The 17,680-nt window shown below is 74.6% G+C and carries 13 protein-coding genes; all 13 read right to left on the bottom strand.

What is annotated here, in order from left to right; genetic code table 11:
* Positions 1–225 precede the first annotated feature (225 nt).
* Complete coding sequence (locus PYR91_RS19735) at positions 226–1,443, bottom strand: serine/threonine-protein kinase (protein WP_279781519.1); 1,218 nt, start codon at positions 1,441–1,443, stop codon at positions 226–228.
* A gap of 98 nt (positions 1,444–1,541) precedes the next feature.
* Positions 1,542–3,539: a serine/threonine-protein kinase gene (locus PYR91_RS19740; RefSeq protein ID WP_279781520.1), complete on the bottom strand. Its 1,998-nt coding sequence runs from the start codon at positions 3,537–3,539 to the stop codon at positions 1,542–1,544.
* Positions 3,536–5,674: a serine/threonine-protein kinase gene (locus tag PYR91_RS19745; RefSeq protein ID WP_279781522.1), complete on the bottom strand. Its 2,139-nt coding sequence runs from the start codon at positions 5,672–5,674 to the stop codon at positions 3,536–3,538. Before PYR91_RS19745 ends, PYR91_RS19740 begins: the two co-directional genes overlap by 4 nt.
* A gap of 369 nt (positions 5,675–6,043) precedes the next feature.
* Entirely contained in the window at positions 6,044–6,568 is a 525-nt protein-coding gene (locus PYR91_RS19750; protein ID WP_279781524.1) for a YbaK/EbsC family protein, read from the bottom strand.
* A 4-nt stretch (positions 6,569–6,572) separates the two neighbouring features.
* A complete protein-coding gene (locus tag PYR91_RS19755) occupies positions 6,573–8,225 on the bottom strand; it encodes an FAD-dependent oxidoreductase (protein WP_279781526.1) in 1,653 nt (550 codons plus the stop codon).
* 5 nt (positions 8,226–8,230) lie between these two features.
* On the bottom strand, positions 8,231–9,073 hold the full coding sequence (locus PYR91_RS19760) for a M55 family metallopeptidase (protein ID WP_279781528.1): 843 nt from the start codon (positions 9,071–9,073) through the stop codon (positions 8,231–8,233).
* Positions 9,070–10,302: a DUF6395 domain-containing protein gene (locus tag PYR91_RS19765; RefSeq protein WP_279781530.1), complete on the bottom strand. Its 1,233-nt coding sequence runs from the start codon at positions 10,300–10,302 to the stop codon at positions 9,070–9,072. The genes PYR91_RS19760 and PYR91_RS19765 overlap by 4 nt, the downstream gene beginning before the upstream one ends.
* Positions 10,299–10,964 carry a hypothetical protein gene (locus PYR91_RS19770; protein WP_279781531.1) on the bottom strand — a complete coding sequence of 222 codons (666 nt, stop codon included), beginning with the start codon at positions 10,962–10,964 and terminating at the stop codon, positions 10,299–10,301. Before PYR91_RS19770 ends, PYR91_RS19765 begins: the two co-directional genes overlap by 4 nt.
* 355 nt (positions 10,965–11,319) lie before the next feature.
* The gene (locus PYR91_RS19775; protein WP_279781533.1) at positions 11,320–11,829 is read right to left on the bottom strand and encodes an SRPBCC domain-containing protein; all 510 of its coding nucleotides are present in this window, start codon (positions 11,827–11,829) and stop codon (positions 11,320–11,322) included.
* A gap of 128 nt (positions 11,830–11,957) precedes the next feature.
* Entirely contained in the window at positions 11,958–12,731 is a 774-nt protein-coding gene (locus PYR91_RS19780; protein WP_279781535.1) for an enoyl-CoA hydratase-related protein, read from the bottom strand.
* A gap of 94 nt (positions 12,732–12,825) precedes the next feature.
* Positions 12,826–13,914 carry a beta-eliminating lyase-related protein gene (locus tag PYR91_RS19785; RefSeq protein WP_279781537.1) on the bottom strand — a complete coding sequence of 363 codons (1,089 nt, stop codon included), beginning with the start codon at positions 13,912–13,914 and terminating at the stop codon, positions 12,826–12,828.
* 242 nt (positions 13,915–14,156) lie between these two features.
* Entirely contained in the window at positions 14,157–15,302 is a 1,146-nt protein-coding gene (locus PYR91_RS19790) for a glycosyltransferase family 4 protein (protein ID WP_279781538.1), read from the bottom strand.
* A 58-nt stretch (positions 15,303–15,360) separates the two neighbouring features.
* Positions 15,361–17,520, bottom strand: a complete 2,160-nt coding sequence (locus tag PYR91_RS19795; RefSeq protein WP_279781540.1) for a glycogen debranching N-terminal domain-containing protein — start codon at positions 17,518–17,520, stop codon at positions 15,361–15,363.
* Positions 17,521–17,680: the final 160 nt, after the last annotated feature.

The raw sequence follows: 17,680 nt of genomic DNA on the forward strand, positions 1-17,680 counted from the left end.
ACCGGGAGCCGCCATCAGACTGTCACGCGCCCGGGGGCACGGCGACGATCTGGACGACACGAGGCGGCCTCCGTGTGTCGGCGGCCGGCCCCTTTCCCACACCATTATGTTACCCGCTAGTAGCTTAGCGGCAAACCACGCGTACGCGGCACGCGAGACCCGCCACTCCTCACCATACAGAACATTGTTCCACTACCGGCCGGCGGGCCGGCGCCCGGCCCGCCCTCAGCCCGCGAAGGCGATCGTCACCAGGACGATCAGCACGGTGACCAGGGCGAGCAACAGCGTGGAAGGGCTGAACAGCGAGCTCAGCGCCGCGTACAACCCGACCGTACCCGCCGCCCCCGCGAGGTCGAACACCACCCGGGCCCGCTCCTTGGCGGCGACGCCGACCCCGGCGTCCACCACGACGCCGACGCCGTACGCGCCCAGGACGAGCAGCGTCAGCTCCGGGACGTACCGCTGGACCGCGGCGGCGGTCAGGCCGGTCACGATGCCCGTGCCCGCGACCCACCGCCGGTGCACCCGCCGGCGCTGCCGTACCCGGGCGTCCTCGGGCGGGCGTTCCTCGCGCCGGGCCGGGCGGGCCACCTGGGTGGCCTCCCCGTCGCCGTCGGACGGCGGGCGACGCCGCGGAGCGGGCACGACGGGCAGGTCGGCGCCCAGCCGCACGCACAGCCCCTCCGCCGTCGGGCGGGCGGCGGGGTCGCGGCTCAGGCAGTCGGGCACCAACGGGACCATCCATGACGGCAGGACGCCGAGGTCGGGCGCGTGGTGCACGACGCGGTAGGCCACCGCGGGCGCCGGCCCCGTGCCGAACGGGTGGCGTCCCGTCGCGGCGTAGGCGAGCGTGGCGCCCCAGGCGAACACGTCGGCCTCCGGCCCGGTGCGCCCGCCCTCCAGCACCTCCGGTGCCAGGTAGCCCGGCGTGCCCAGCACCGTGCCCGAGGTGGTCACCGACGCCGAGTCGAGCGCGTAGGCGATGCCGAAGTCGATGACGTTCGGCTCGCCGTCGGCCAGGATGACGTTGGCCGGCTTCAGGTCGCGGTGCACGATGCCGGCCGCGTGGATGGTCGCCAGCGCCTCGGCCAGGCCCCGCGCCAGCCGCCAGAGGTCGTCGCCGCGCAGCGGCCCATCGGCCGCCACCAGCGCGCCGAGCGCCCGGCCCTGCACGTACCGCGTCACCAGGTAGGGGCGGGTGCCCTCCATCGAGGCGTCCAGCACCTCGGCGATGTGCGGGCCGCGCACCCGGCGCATCGTCTCGACCTCGCGGGCCAGGCGGGCCAGCGCCGCCTGGTCGGAGGCGACCTGGGGGTGGAGCACCTTCACCGCCACCGTGCGCCCCTGGGGGTCGAGGGCGAGGTGGACCTCGCCGAACCCCCCGGCGCCCAGACGGGACAGAAGGCGGTAGGGGCCGAGCTGGCCGGCCGTCGGCACGCTCATGCGACTCCTTCCGGCGGTCCCCTCCATCGTGCACTACGAGGGTGCCGCGCGCACCGATCGTGAGGCCGGTGGTGGTGTCGCGCCGGATGGGCCGCCGGTCACCTGCCGAAGGTGAAGAAGCCGAAACCGTGCTTGCCCAGCAGGTCTTGGGCCAGGCCGCCGAGAAGACCGGTGACGCTGTCGCGCGCCGAGCGGCTGAGCGCGCTGATGGCCTCCGACGGCGGGCGCCACGGCACCCACGACGGCACGGCGTTCATGGCCGTCACCACGGCGAGGAAGGCGACGGTGCCGACGATGATCGTCACGACCATGCCCGCGCCCGGGCTGCGGATCACCGCGGTGAGCGTGCGCGCCACCGCCTTGCGCGGCGGGCCGCCACCCGGGAGCACGAACAGCCCGGCGACGAACGCCGCCGCGGCGTACGCGGCGGCGGTGTCGGCCCCCGACGACGACCCGTTGAAGCCGGCGAGGTAGTACAGCACTCCCCACACGCACAGCGCGAACATGCCGGCGAGCGGCGTGACCACGAGCGTCATGAGGCCGGCCTTCAACAGCGCCCACGGCGTGCCGAGCACGAGCAGCAGCGGGTCGCTCGCGCTGTTGCCCCGGATCGAGCGGCGCTGCGCCAGGTCGGCCCAGAGGTACTCCCCGACCCGCAGGCACAGCACGACCACGACCATCAGCGTGCCGACCAGCACGGGAAGCATGCGCGCGCCGGCCACCGCGACGACCAGCAGCAGCGCCGCCAGCACCGGGTGCCCGGCGCGGTAGCGCGGCCGGTCGGGCGCGGGCGGCCTGTGCTCCTGGTCGGGAGCGTAGGGACGGGCGTTCGCCGGCGGCCCCGCGACGCCCTGGGGCGGCCCGCTCGGCGGCGGCGGGGGGTACCCGGCCACCCGCTGGTCGGCGTAGGGCGCGGGCGGGTAGCGCCCGGGAGGCTGCCCGTACGGCGCCGCCGGCTCGCCCGGGCCCGGCTGGTAGGCGGGCGGCGGCGCGAACGCGGCCGGCTGCGACCGCTGCGCGTCCGCGCGGCGCCTGCGCTCGGGCTCGGCGTACAGCACCGGCGGCAGGATGTCGGAGTAGCTGTCCTCCGACACCGGCTTGGTGCGCCGGGTCGGCGGCAGGTCGCCGGGCGGCGCCGCCGCGCCGTTCAGCACGTGCGTGCGGTCGGGGCCGGAGTCGCCGGCGCCGGCCCGGGTGCCGTCGGGGACGCGCCCGTTGCCGTGCGGGGCGTCGAGCCTGCGGGTCTGGCCGCCCTGGTTCGGCGGGGGCGGCAGCTGGGAGGTCACGCTCGCGTCGAGCCCCCTCGCCATGGCCAGCAGGCCCTGCGCGTTGGGCCGGGCGCCGGGGTTGACGTTCAGGGCGGCGCGCAGCCAGGGGCGCAGCCAGGCGGGCGCCTTGTCGATGCTGGCCCGGCCCTCCATGATGTTGTAACAGACCATCTCGAAGGAGCCCGTGCCGAACGGCGGCTTGCCGGTGGCCCCGAAGAACACCGTGGCCGCCAGCGCGTGGACGTCGGCGGCCTGGGTGATCTCCTCGTCCCTGATGATCTCCGGGGCGAGGTAGCCGGGCGTGCCGACGAACATGCCGGTCTGGGTCAGCCGCGTCGCGTTGACCAGGTGCGCGATGCCGAAGTCGATGACCAGCGGGTCGCCGTCCACGATCATCACGTTGGCCGGCTTGAGGTCGCGGTGCACGACGTCGGCGGCGTGGATGGCGATCAGCGCCTCCGACAGCCCCCGCACCAGCCGTATGACGTCGTTCGCCGGCAGCGGGCCGTCGGTCAGGACGGTCTCCTCCAGCGTGCGGCCGGGCGCGAACCGCGTCACGATGTACGGCGTCGAGCCGGTGAGCTTGGCGTCCAGCACCTGGGCCACCCGCGGGCTGCGCACGCGGCGCATGGTCTCGACCTCGCGGGTGAGGCGGTCGCGGGCCTTGAGGTCGGCCGCGACATGGCGGTGGAGCACCTTGACGGCGACCTCCCTGCCCTCCTCGTCCAGGCCGAGGTGGACGACGCCCATGCCGCCCTCGCCGAGCCGGCGCAAAAGCCGGTAAGGACCGAGTTCGCGCAGCGTGTCGGGCACGGTATCCCCCGTCATCCTGCCTTCCTCCGAAGGCCTTCCAGTTGTTCGATCCAGTAGCTCACGTCCAGTGGACTCCACACTGCATCGCCCGCGGGCCCGACGAGCGTGCTGACCGCGTACAACACGGCCAGCGCCGCCACGAGCCCGATGCTGGCGACGAACGTGAAGGCCATGCCCTTCGACGGTAACGCGGCGGCGAGGGTCCGGCGCATCTGACGGCCGGGGCCCTCGACGCCGGGCCCGGCACAGACGATCCACAAGGACACGGCGACTCCCCAGCTCAGGGCGGTGCTCGTCGGCACCCGATCGACCAGGAAGGTCAGCACCAGCGCCACCGGCACGCCCAGGATGAGCGCGTAGGGCAGCAGCCCCACGGTGACGGCCAGCGACTTCAGCATCGCCCCGGGGCGCCCCGCCACGCGCAGGACGTCCGAGGCGCGCGGGGCGCCCATGCCGGGGCCGGCGAGGTCGGCGGCCCGCAGCAGCACGACCGCGGGCAGCACGAGCGCGGCGGTCAGCACCGGCGCCAGAAGGGCCGCGCCGACCGCGACGACCAGCACGAGCGCGCCCGCGACGCCGTACACCGGCGAGCCCTCGGGCAGCTCCCTGGCGACGGGCGGGGAGTACCCGGGCGTGGCCTCCGGCGGCAGGTGGACGGTGGGCACGTACGGCGGCGCGGCGGGGTGGCGCACGTGCGGGGTCTTCTCGAAGATCTCGGGGGCCTGCTCGAACAACGCCTGGTTGTGCGGCCGCACCGGCGGCGCCGCGGGGGAGGGGTCGAGCCCGTGCGCGACCGGCGGCATCGGCGGCGGCGGGGTCGCCGTCCCCGGCTCCGGCCGGGCGGGGGTGGCCCGGTAGAGCTTGGCGTCCCGCTCGACGCCCGCCAGCTCCTCCGGCCTGACCCGCCGGGTGGGCACCTCGCCCTGGTCGAGCGGCGCCGGCTCGGCGGCCTTCCACGGCTGGGAGGAGGACGGCGGGGCGTAGCGCGTGGGGATCTCCCCCTCGGCCGGCGAGGCCGCGGGGCTCTCGGGCGAGGCGGGCGGGGTGTGCCGGGTGGGGATGTCGGCCTCCGGGCGCCCGGCGGCCGGGGTCAGGTCGGACGGCGGCACGCGCTCGCGTCCCCCGGCGGCCCGCAGCTCGTCGCCGGTGACCCGCACGGTCGGCCACGGCTCCTCGCCCCCCGCCTTGGGCGGGGCGTCGCCGAGCAGCGAGACGAACTCCTCCGAGGCGGCGGGTGCGGCGGGGCGGGGCGGCGGCGTGCCGGTGCCCGGGACGTCGGCGACCTCCGGCACGCCGGAGACGTCGGGCACCGTCAGGGCCTCGTCGGGCCGCACCGGACGGCCCTGCGCGGTGCGCGAGGGCGGCGCGATGAGGGCCAGCCGCGCGGCGAGCTCGGCCGCGCTGGGGCGCTTGGCGGGGTCGCGCGAGAAGGCGGCGCGCAGCAGCGGCCGCAGCACCGGCGGCGCGGCGTCGACGTTGGCCCGGCCCGCGGTGATGTTGTAGAAGACCATCTCCAGCGTGCCCTTGCCGAACGGCGGCAGCCCGGTGGCGGCGAACAGCATGGTGCCGGCCCAGGCGTGCACGTCGACCTCAGGGCCCGCCTCGTGGCCCTCGATGATCTCGGGCGCGAGGTAGCCGGGGGTGCCGATGAACATGCCGGTCTGGGTCAGGCGGGTGGCGTCCACGGCCTGCGCGATGCCGAAGTCGATGAGGACGGGCTCCCCGTCGAGCAACAGGACGTTTCCGGGCTTGAGGTCGCGGTGGATCACGCCGGTCGCGTGCACCGCCGCCAGGGCCTCGGCCACGCCGCGCGCCACCCGCAGCAGGCCCTCGACCCGCAGCGGGCCCTTCTGCTTGACGGTGTCGTCCAGGGGCATGCCCGGGACGTAACGGGTCACGATGTAGGGCCGGCTGCCGGTCACGTCGGCGTCGACGACCTCGGCGATGTACCTGCTGCGCACTCGGCGCATGGTCTCGACCTCGCGCGAGAGCCGCCTGCGCGCGACGTCGTCCCCCGCGACCTCGCCGCGCAGGACCTTGACGGCGACCTGCCTGCCCTGGGAGTCGAGCGCGAGGTGCACCACGCCCATGCCGCCCTCGCCCAGCCGCCGGAGCAGCCGGTAGGGACCCAATCGGTCGTGCTGGTTCATCTGTTCTCCGACGGTGCCCCGGCACTCGTGGCCGGTCGGAAGCGCCTTGCTCTTATGGTCACATTTCGCTCACTGTGCGCAACGGCCGTGCCGCGCGGAACGGGCCCGGCGATGACGGCTCGGGGAACCTCGCCCGGCATGTCAGGGCGACCCCCGTCGCCACCGCGCCCGCCCCCCGGCGGGCCACCGGGCTGCGCGCGACCACGAGAGCGGCACGCGGACGCGCCCGCGATCCTTGACGGCACGTAGCACCATACCGGCTTAAACCCCGCCCATGAGTGAACCAAGAGGCCACATTCCCACTCGGTACAACGGTCGAACCCGCCCCAAGGGTTTCCCAAAGGCAGAGGGTTCGTCGAGCGGCGCACGTCACAGCGCCAGGGATACCACCTCGGCGGACTTCAGCCGCGAGAGCGCCTCACCGGCGAGCGCCAACTTGGAGCCCCGGATTCCGCTGCCGATCACGACGAACGGCCGGCGGGTCACCTCGGTGTCGACCAGCACCGGCCAGTCGCCCGGCAGGCCGAGCGGGGTGATGCCGCCGTACTCCATGCCCGTCGACTCCACGGCCTCCGCCTGCGGGGCGAACGACGCCTTGCGGGCGTCCAGATGGCGGCGGACGACGCCGTTGACGTCCGCGCGCATGGTGGCCAGCACCAGCACCGCCGCGTGGCGGGTCTCTCCGCCGCGCCTGGCCGCGACGATCACGCAGTTGGCCGAGTCGTCCATGCCGACGCCGTACCGCTCGCAGAACGCCGCCGTGTCGGCCAGGGCGGGATCGATGGGGGCCACCGCGACGTCCTCGGCCATGGTCTCCAGGGCGCGGGTCACCGGGGCCGCGAGCAGGTCGGGCCGGCCCTTCGCGGGCTCCCATTCGAGCGTGCCCAGCCTCATGGGGTCACCCCTCCTTCAGTACGCGGTGATGGAGCTCGGTCACCACCTTACGGGCGGACTCGAAGGCGCCCGCCTGCCAGGCGATCAGGTGGGTGAGCCAGTCACCCGCGAAGTACACCCGCCCGGCGGGGCGTTGCAGCACCGAGAACGCCTCCATGGACGGCCAGCGCACCCACGCGCCCTCGATGTGCGGCTGCCGCCGCCAGGCCACCGAGGCGCTGGCCACGACCTCCTCGCCGTACCTGGCGCCGTGCACCTCGCCTCCCAGGGCCACGGCCCGGCGCACGCGCTCGCGGTGCGACATGACGTCGTACCGCTCGGCCGGCGGGCCGGTGTTGTAGTAGCCGACGATCAGGCCGCGCTGGGTGTGGTAGCCGTAGGAGGGGTACCAGATGTGGCCGACGTCCAGGTCGGTCTCGGTGGCGCCGCCGTACAGGCGGTCCTCGATCTCCCACCACCGGGTGCCGTACTCCAGCCCGAGCTTGCCCGCCGACATCGGGATCGGGGTGGCGAGCGCGGCCGTGACGCCGGCGCCGAGGTTGCCCGGGATCCTGGCCATCAGGTGCGGCGGCAGGGTGGCCACGCAGTAGTCGGCCTTCAGCGGGGCGCCGCCCTCGATGGCCACCTCCACGCCGCCGGGGCGGTCGGTGATCCCGGTGACGCGGGTGCCGGTGCGGACGCGCCCGGCGCCCACCTTCCCGACCAGGGCGGTCACGATGGCGTCCATGCCGCCGACCGGCTGGAACATCGGGTTGGCCTGCTCGTAGCCGGCGTCCATCGTGAGCATCCGGCCGAGCCCGAGGCCGAGGACGTCGCTCAGCGCGGGCGGCGGGCCCAGCTCGGTGCCGGGCGCCACCCCGGGGTCGACGCGGAACCCGCGCCGCTCGCCGCCGGTGTAGGAGTGCGCGGCGCCGATGTCCCCGAAGTCGGACAGGAAGTCCAGCAGGAGCGCCTTGTCGTCGCCGGTGAGGCGCGCGTCGAGCGCCCCGGCGTCGGTGGCCTTGGCCAGCAGCTCGGAGATGTACCCGTGGGCGTCCGCGCGGGCGGTGCGCAGGCGGGTCCTGGTGCCGGAGGTGTAGACGTAGGCGTTGGCGTTGGAGTTGACGAACACCTCCAGCGGCACGCCCAGCTCGCGGCAGTAGTCGAGCGTCACCATCCACTGGGCGATGCGCGCCGGGCCGGCGTTGAAGTACGTGCCGTCGCCGAAGGTCACCCTCTGGGTCTCGCCCGCCGCGGCCGACGGGGTCGCCCCCGCGCCCGGGGCGCCCAGCTCGGTGACGGTGTCGCCGCCGCGCAGGGTCAGCGTGCGCCCGCCGACCCGGTCGCGGGCCTCCAGCAGCGTGCAGTCGTAACCGGCCTTGCCCAGCTCGTACGCGACCGCGAGGCCGGTCACGCCCGCCCCGAGCACCAGCACGGTGGCCGGCGCGCCGCCGCCCCCGCCGCCACCGCGCAGGGAGAAGTCGGAGCGGCTGGGCGGGGCGTACGGCGTCGGCGCCCCGGCCCCGGCCGAGGGCCGCACCGGCGCGGTCTCCCGGGTGGGGGCGAGCCCGAGCACGCCCATCGCCGCGTACATGGCGCCCGCGCCGCCGGCCGCGCCGATGCCGGCCAGCAGCGACCGGCGTGTGAGCGTGGCGCGCCGCGATGATCCGTCGTCCACGGGCGTCAGCCGTAGACGCCCGAGCCGCAGGCCACGTGGCCCGCGATCGTGGCGTAGACGCCGAGCAGGCCCATGATGTCGCGGTAGTCGTCGGTGGTGAACTCGGTGTGGCGCGGCCCGGCCTGCCGGGTGCCGGGAACCAGGGCGCAGCCGGAGGCGATGGCCGTGGAGTTCCACTCGACGCCCAGGGTGAACGGCGGCGCGACCTCGTAGGGCCGCAGGTCGGCGAGGCGGTTGAGCGCGCGGGCCGTCCCCTCGCGGATGAGCCGCTGGGCGACGCTCGGCGTCAGCAGCTCGGCGGCGAAGCGGTCGACGCCCTTCTTGACCGCGACGGTCTCGACGTCGCCCAGCAGCGACCGGGCCTCCTCGCACACGGCCTCGTCGCCGGTGACCAGCGCGACCGGCACGCCGTAGAACCCGGCGAACGCGGCCACCAGCCGGGTCTCGCCGCAGACCTCGCCGTTGAGGTAGACGTTCTGGATCTCCTTGCCCATCCACGTGTGGTTGAGCACGCCGTGCTGGACGCCCGCGCGGGCGTGGTAGCCGGCGAAGACGGCGGCCTGGAAGTCGCCGGACAGCCCCTGGGCCATGCGCATGGGCTTGCCGGGCCCCCGGATGAGCGACGCGCGCGGGTCGAGCAGGTCGACGCGGAGGTTCTTGGTGGAGCCGTGGGCGTCGTTGACCACCACGGCGGTGCCGCCCGCCTCGAACGCGCCGGCGATGACGGCGTTGGCGTCGGCGGTCATCAGCTCACAGCCGCGCTCGTAGCCGCGGCCCCCGGCGTGCATCTCCTCGGGGTCGGTGAGCCCGGTCACGCCCTCCATGTCGACCGACACGTAAATCCTCATCGACGTCCCCAGCTCTCCACCCGTTCCGTGTCCGCCGCCTCCATGGACCCGAACGTGCCGGACATGAATGCCTCGATCTCCTTGCGCCAGGGCTCGGGGACCTCCTCGACGGCCGGAGGGTAGCACCGCTCCAGCCACCGGGTTGACTCCGGCGTCGCCTGGAGGTGCTCGGCCGCCCTGGCGAACGGCGTGGTCTCGATGCCGGGCACGTGCGCGCACCCGTATTCGATCATCTCCTGGCCGCCGTAGGGCGGGGGCTGCTGCCACTTCGCGGCCACCGGCCGGTCGGCGGTGATCGCGGTTCGCAGGGGGCGCCGTTCGACGGCGGCCTGGATGAGCTCCTTGTACAGGCATTTGCCGCATCGGCCGCACGGCCCCTGGCCGTCGCCGCGCAGACACCAGCGTACCTGCTCCCTGAGCGGCGAACCGAGCGCCAGCTTCATGGTCATCGCCTCGCTGATCCCCCCGGCGGGCAGGACGAGCGGCAGGCCGGCGGCGGCGAACAGGCGGCCCCAGCGGCCCGCGCCCGACCACATGGGGTTGTCGGGGGTGTAGCGGTGGACGTACCGGCCGCCGCCCAGCCAGCGCGAGCCCAGCTCGTAGCCGAGCGCCACGCCGCCGAGGTCCAGCGGGCCGGCCAGCAGGACGGCGCCGGCCATGACCGCGTGGTGCTCGGGGTACCCCGGCCGCGGGTGGCGCAGCAGGAACTCCAGGTCGGACTGGACGACGGTCACGTCCCTGCCCGTCTGGCGGGCCAGGGCGGCGAGCACGTCGGAGCGGTAGTGCGTCCACCGGTTGGGAACGCGGGGGTGCGGTGTCCGCTGGAAGTGGACCAGCGGGGCGTCCGGCAGGATCGTCGCGACGGCGGCCGAGTCGGCGCCGCCGCTGTAGGAGATCGCCAGCCGCCCGCCCGCCCGGGGCGACTCCCCCACCGGCCCGGCGTCCACCCCCCAGCCGTCGTGGAAGGCGGCGGCCAGCGCGTGCGAGATGGGCCGGTCGAACAGGACGCGGCCCTTGGTCCACGGCGCGGCCACCGTCCAGGCGGCCAGCGCGAGCAGGTCGGGATGGACCTCGCCCCCGGCCAGGTGCGCCGGCGGCCGGATGTGGCAGGTGTCGGTGGCCAGCTCCACCCGCTGCCCGTCCGTGACGACCCCGGTGAGCCCCTCCCCCGCGTCGAGCCGCAGCCGCAGCCGCCAGACCCCGTCCTCCGACGTCCAGGTGATCCTCATGCCTGCTCGCGCCCGCCCTCGGCGACCGTCGTGACCCCGGCGTCGGCGATCTCCTCACGCCCGGCGTCGGCGACCTTCTTACGTCCCCCGGCCACCTTGCGCCCACCGGCGGCCTTGGCGGGCTCGGCGGCCTTGGGACCGGCCGCGACCCTGCGCCCCCGGGTGACCTTGGGCTTACCGGCGACCTTGGGCTCGTCGGCCGCCTTGGGCTCCCCAGCGGTCTTGAGCTCGTCAGTCGCCTTGGGCTCGTCGGCGGCCGCGTCGCGACCGGACTCGTCGCGACCGGACTCGGCGGCCCGCTCGCCACCGCCCGCCGCCCGCTCCCGGCCGTCGTCGACGGCCTGCCAGAGCAGGACCTCCGCCTGCAGGAGATGGTCGACGGCCGACGCCGTCTCGGCCGCCAGCCGATGCGCCTCCTCCGCCTTCGCGCCCACGGCCGGATCCGGCGCCGGCGCCGTCCCGGCCGCCGCGACCCGCCGCCGAAGCTGCTCCACCTCACGCCGCAGCGCCGTCATGTCCCGCTTGAGTGCCTGAACCTCCCACAGGGCGTCCTTGAGATCACCCCGGTGGTCGCCCCTGGTGACGTACCGAAGGTCGAACCGCTTGAAGAGGGCCTGCCGGACGCGCGAGGGCGCCAGCATCCGCATGACCAACCGCGCCATGAGCGGTCACTTTACCGGGAGAAAGGATCTAACTCTGGCCATAGGGCGATTCCAGGCATGTCACCTTCCAAACCATCCGCCGGACGCGACGGTGAAGGGCGCCATCCGTCCGGCTGAGCACACGGGGACCCTTCTCCTCCCGAACCTCGGACCTCGGACCTCCGCCCACGATCTTCGGCAGATCTGAGGGGTGACCTACGGCAGATCGAAAGCGCCCGTGGGCACCCCTCGCGTCAAGATGCGATCGGTCGGGGGTGGGTGTCAGCCACCGTGGAAGAGCCTGCCGGACGCGCGGGCGCCGGCATCGGCATCGGCATCGGCATCGGCATGACCGGACGCGCCCTGAGCGCTCACCTCAACGCCCCGCCGGGCGATCGGCGGAGCACAGCTCGTCGAGCCGCTCCAGGGTGCTCGTCATGCTCGTGATCCACCAGGCGCGGCCGTCGTGCATCTCGGCGCGTTTGCCCTCGGGCAGGCGGGATCCGTCGAAGATCTCCGTCACGATCGTCGCCCCGGCGCCGTCGGGGGCCAGGTCGAAGATCCACCGATGCCCCCACCGGGACTCCGCCGCGGACTCGTCGGGATGGCCGCGACCCGGTTTCGGCTCCCAGCCCACCCGCCGGCCGGCCTCGTACTCCACGACGTGGTTGTTCATCTCGTAGTCGCCGTGCCGGTCGTTGTGCATCCTCATGACGAAGACGTCGCCGACGGCCGAGACCACCGCGTCGGTGACGGCCCCCCGCAGCATGCCGGAACCATCGAGGTCGAGATGCCTGCGCGGATCCGTCAGGACCCGGAAGATCTCGGCCGCCGGCGCCTCGACCCGCCGGGACACCGCCACCGGCTCGCCTATCTCGCCCACCATCAGCACCCCTCACCTGTCACGCCGCACGACTCGGCACCGTGCCGGATGCTACGCCGAAGGTGCGACAGAACGGCCGCTCCGGCCGGTGATCGGCGACGGTCCCCGGCGTCCGCGGGCGCCGTCCTGGGTCAGCGGCCGGTGAAGGTGGGCTTGGTCTTCTCGGTGAAGGCCTTCAGGCCGGCCCGGGCGTCCTCGGTGGCGAAGAGGCCGGAGAAGTGCAGGCGTTCGATCTCCAGGGCGGTGGCGAGGTCGGCGTCGAGGCCGTCGTCGATGGCCCGCTTGGCGGCGCGCAGGGCCAGGGAGGGGCCCTCGGCGAAGCGGGACGCCAGGGACACGGCCTCCTCGTAGACCTGCTCGTCGGGGACCACGCGGTCGACCAGGCCGATGGCGAGCGCCTCTGCGGCGTCGACGTGGCGGCCGGTGTAGATCAGGTCCTTGGCGCGGGCGGGGCCGACCAGGCGGGGCAGGCGCTGGGTGCCGCCCGCGCCGGGGATGATGCCCAGGGCGATCTCGGGCTGGCCGAGCCGGGCGCCCTCGCCGGCCAGGCGGAAGTCGGCGCACAGGGCCAGCTCGCAGCCGCCGCCCAGGGCGTAGCCGGTGATCGCGGCGACCACGGGCTTGCCGATCGCGGCCACGGCGGTGAAGCACTCCTGGAGGCGGGCCGAGCGCACCGACATCTCGGCGTACGACATGTCGGCCATCTCCTTGACGTCCACCCCGGCGGCGAACACCCGCTCCCCGCCGTACAGCACGACGGCCCGCACCCCCGGGTCGGCGTCCACCTCGCGTGCCGCGGCGAGCAGCTCCTCCTGCACCTGGATGCTGAGCGCGTTCATCTTGGGCCGGTCCAGCCGGACGGTGGCCACCCCGCCGGCGGCCTCGACACGCACGAACTCCCCCATCACGCCCTCCTCGGCTGCCACGACACCGCGATCACCGCGGCGCGGGGACCACCCTAGCGGCCGTGCCGCGCCTCCCTTCGAAGCCCGGGACGCGCTAGCGGGCGGCGCGGTCGAGGAGTTCGCGGATGAGGGAGACGACCTCGGCGGGTGAGAACTCCATGGCGTTCTCGCCGACGCTGACCTCGAAGGCGCATCGGGTGGGGTCCGGTGAGGTGCGCAGGCGGGGGAACAGCTGGGTGCCGTGCTCGGCGATCATGGCGGCGCCGGCGCGCTCGACGGCGGCGCGGGGGGCGGGGAGGTGGACGTGGAACATCGGGGCCTGCGGCGGGTCGGGCCAGGCGAGGGCCGCGCCGTCGGCGTTGATCGCCGCCGCGAGCGCCACGGCGTGGTCGCGGAACTCCGGCATGCGCGGGACGAGCGTGTCGAGCCCGGTCAGGGCCGCCAGGGCGAGCGGCCACGCGTCGTGGACGTTGCCGCCGAGCCTCGTGCGCCACGTCGCCGCCTCGCGGAGCATCGGCACGTCGCCGGCGAGCACCGCGCCTCGGACGCCCTGCAGGCTCTTGTAGAGCGACACGTACACCGAGTCGAACAGCCCGGCGATCTCCTCCAGCGGGCGCCGGTAGTAGGCCTGCGCCTCGAACACCCGGGCTCCGTCGAGGTGGGCCGCCGCTCCCCCGGCGCGCACCTCGGCGACCTGGGCGACCAGGTCGTGCCATTCGGGCAGCAGGCCGCCGATGTCGCGCTGCGGCAGCTCCCACACGACCGCCGCCAGCGGCTCGCCGATGAGGGCCAGGTCGGCGGCGGTCATCAGCTCGTGCCGGTCGCCGGCGGGGTGGAACCGCAGGCCGTGCACGATCGCGTACCCGCGCCGCTCCCAGACGTCCAGGTGGGTCTGGGGGTGGGCGGCGAACGCCTCGCGGCCGCGGCGCGCGGCGTGGACGCGCAGGGCGACCTGCTGCGCCATCGTCCCGGTGGGGAAGAACAGCGCGGCCTGCGTGCCCAGCATCTCGGCGAGCCGCCGCTCCAGCCGCGCCACCGGCCCGCGCGGGCCGTCCGGCGGGGTGCCGGGCTCGACGCGCTCCAGCATCTGGCGCAGCACGACCTCCGGCATCCGCCGCATCGGCGCGTGCAGGAACAGGGATCGTGTGATCCGGGCGCCGCCGCCGGCGTTCGATGGTGTCACGAGGGCAACATGCCATCGCCGCCATTGAGTGGCAAGTGCCAACCACTGGCGGCAACGGCCCGCTCACAGCGAGCGCGAGGGCGCGAGAGCGAGCCGCCGACACGCGGACGGTGAGGACGGCGCCCGGCGATGGCGAACGGCCGCGGGCCGGCGGCGAGCGCCCGGGCCGGCGTCACCGGCCGGCTCAGAGCGAGCGGTGGCGGGGTGACGGCACCTGCTCGGTCACGGCGCCACCGGCCGGATCACAGGGAGCGCAGGGAGTGGCGGGCGGCGGCGCGGGCGGCGGTCGCGCGGGCGGCGGCGGTGTGGGCGATGACGCCGCGGTACACCCGCTCGTACCCCGCGGCCATGGCGGCCGCGTCGAAGCAGCGCTCGACGTGGGCGCGGCTGTCGCGGGGGCGCAGGCGCCCCACCTCCTCGATCGCGGCCGGCAGCTCGGACGGGGCGCGGCGGATGAACCCGGTGACGCCGTCGGCGACCACCTCGGGAACCGAGCCGCGCCCCAGGGCCACCACGGGCGTGCCGCAGGCCATCGCCTCGATCATGACCATGCCGAACGGCTCGTGCCAGGTGATCGGGAACACCAGGCACCGCGCGTCGGCCATCAGCTCCGCCTTGCGCGCCCGGTCGGCCTCGCCCTCGTACCGGGCGTCGGGGCCCAGGCGGGGTCGCACGTACTGCTCGAAGTAGGCGTGCTCGGACGGCTCGACGAGCTTGCCCGCCAGCACGATGCGGCGGCCCGCCGCACGGGCGGCGTCGATGGCCAGGTGCGCCCCCTTGTCGGCGGAGAACCTGCCCACCCACAGCACCCAGTCCTCCTTGCGCTCGCGGAACGGGTACGTCCGGGTGTCGACGGCGTTGTACACCTGCCCCGCCCAGTTCAGGTCGGGCGCGAAGATCCGCTGGGCCAGCGAGATGGACACCAGCGACACCGCGCCCCCGACGGCCCGGTAGTAGGCGCCCAGCTCGCCGTCGACCGTCCCGTGGCAGGTGGCCACGGTCGGGACGGCCCTGCCCGCGGCGGTGAGCGGGCCGCAGAGCGTGTGGTCGTGCACGACGTCGACCTCCAGCCCCTCCAGCAGGCGGGACGCCATCGCGGTGTGCAGGGCCTCGGGCATCGGCTCGCCGATCCGCTCGGACGGCGCCCGCTCGTAGGTGCGCAGGAAGGGCACTCCGGCGGCGGTCCTGCCCGCGCCGATCAGCGTGACGTGGTGCCCGAGCCGGTCGAGGCCGCCGACCAGGTCGTAGAGCACCGCCTCGATGCCCCCGTAACCGGCCGGCGGGATGTCCGCCCACGGCGGCGCCACCATCGCGATGCGCAGCGGGCCGGTGTGCCCGGCGCCGTCGTCCGCGGGCCGCGGCCCGGACAGGTCCACCGAAACGGTCATCTCTGCACCCACCTCCGGGCGGCACGGCGTCCTGGGCCCTTCGGCGGGCCGGTGACGATCATCGGCCCGGCTCCGGAGCCGTGAGGTCGCCCGGCGGGCGCGGTTCGTTGATCACTTCGAGGCCGGGCGGCAGCCCGTGGACGACCGCCGTGGCGTCCCCGTCCCGGACCTTCACCACGAGCCGGGCCCCGCCCACCGCCAGGTTGGAGATCTGAAGCAGGCCCATCCCCCTGGGCAGGGCCGGCGCGATCCAGAGCTTGCCGTAGGGCACCCACGGGTCGAAGCGCAGCAGCGAGCGGACGAGCTGGATCGGGGAGGCCGCGGCCCACGCCTGCGGCGAGCAGGACGTCGGGTAGGGGATGGGGGCGGGGAACTCCCCGCGGTCGAAGCCGCAGAACAGCTCGGGGAGCCGCCCGCCGGAGGCCTGCGCGGCCTCCAGCAGTCCCTCGGCGACCCGCTGGGCCTCCGCCACGAAGCCATAGCGCATCAGGCCCGCAGCCACCAGGGCGTTGTCGTGCGGCCACACCGACCCGTTGTGGTAGCTCATGGGGTTGTAGGCGCCCATGTCGGTGGCCAGGGTGCGCACGCCGTACCCGCTGAACATCTGGGGCGAGAGCAGGTGCTCGGCCACCCGGGAGGCCCTGTCCTCCTCGACGATGCCGGTCCACAGGCAGTGCCCCATGTTGGAGGCCAGCGAGTCGATGCACCGGCCCTCCCCGTCCAGGCCCAGCGCGTAGTAGCCGCGGTCGGGGAGCCAGAACCGCTCGTTGAACGCCTCACGCAGGACGGCGGCGCGCTTCTCGCACCGCCGCCAGGTGTGCGTGTCGCCCAGCTCGTGGGCGAGCTGGGCGCGCGCGATGTAGGCCGCGTAGGCGTAGCCCTGCGCCTCGGCCAGCGCGATCGGAGCCTTGGCCAGGCTGCCGTCGGCGTAGGTGACGCCGTCGTGGGAGTCCTTCCAGCCCTGGTTGATCAGCCCGCGGTCGGTCTTGCGCCGGTAGGACAGGAAGCCGTCGTTCCGGCTGCCGTAGTCCTCCATCCACTCCAGAGCCGCGTCGGCGTGCGGCAGCAGGCGGCGCACGTCCTCGTCGGCCAGGCCCCAGCGGCGCAGCTCGCCGAGCAGCATGACGAACAGCGGCGTGGAGTCGACCGACCCGTAGTAGGGCTGCCCGCCGGGGAAGAGCGGCGAGGCCGGGTGCACGCCGAACCGCAGCTCGTGCAGGATCTTGCCGGGCTCCTCCTCGGTGAGCAGGTTGACCTTGGTGCCCTGCAGTCCGGCCAGGCGGCGCAGCGTGCCCAGAGCCATGGTCTGGTCCAGTGGCAGCGCCATCCACGAGGTGAGCAGGGAGTCTCGCCCGAACAGCGTCATGAACCACGGGGCGCCGGCGGCGATGCTGGGCAGTTCGCCGGGGCGGTCGGGGTCGAACAGGCGCAGGCTGCCGAGGTCGATCCTGGACCGGCGCAGCGTCTGCGCCAGGGCGGCGTCGGTGGTGCTGATGCCCGGGCTGGCGCGCATCCACTCGGCCAGGCGCATGGCCGGCTCGGCCCGCTCCGGCGGGTGCAGGGTGGAGAACCAGGCCGTGCCCTCCTGGCCGTCCAGGATGGGGTTGATCTGCAGGGTGACCCGCCACTCGGCGTGCGCGTCCACGACGGTCTCGAAGCTGAGCATCCCGGGCATGGTGGTGAACGTCGCCTCGCCGTGCTCGGCGATGAGCCGCGAGCCCCGCGACCGGCTCGCCGAGTAGATCCGCAGGCCCGTCCGGTCGAGCACGGTCTCGATGTCCGGGGCGTGCTGGATGCGGTGGGCCTTCACCTCGAACAGGTCGGCGAGGTCGGTGGCGACCAGCAGGGTCAGCACGCATCCGGCGGCCTCGTCGGCGAGGTTGCGCAAGGTGACGTCCTCGCGGAGCCCTCCCCCGACGTACCTGTCCCTGACCACGAGCATGGTGCTGTCGGCCCGGCCCGGGCGCGGCGGGGTGCGGCCCAGGAAGGTGGCGTGGTAGGGCGCGCCCGGGAGGATCTTCATGATCTCCATCGGGGCGTCGTCGACGCGCAGCTCCCAGCGCGACATCAGCCGGGTGTCGGCGTAGTAGAGGCCCTGGGCGCCCCCGGTCAGGATGTCGCCGTTCTCCTCGCAGACGCAGAACGACCCGCCCTCGACCAGCGTCGTGGTGCTCTCCCCGAGCGTGTCGGGCTGCCCCTGGAAGGTCCAGCCACCCATGATCGGATCACGCTCCCCCTGGGATGGATTCTCCCGGGAGCCTTGCCCCGTGGACGGCAGGACCATTCGAGGCACGACGTGGCCATTAGCCGGTTTTGACCTGTTCGTCGTAACCGCCGGGCCCGCCCGCCGCGCGCGAACACCGCGGCGGCCGGGCCCG

It is taken from the genome of Sphaerisporangium sp. TRM90804 (assembly GCF_029846175.1).
Classification (GTDB): Bacteria; Actinomycetota; Actinomycetes; order Streptosporangiales; family Streptosporangiaceae; genus Sphaerisporangium.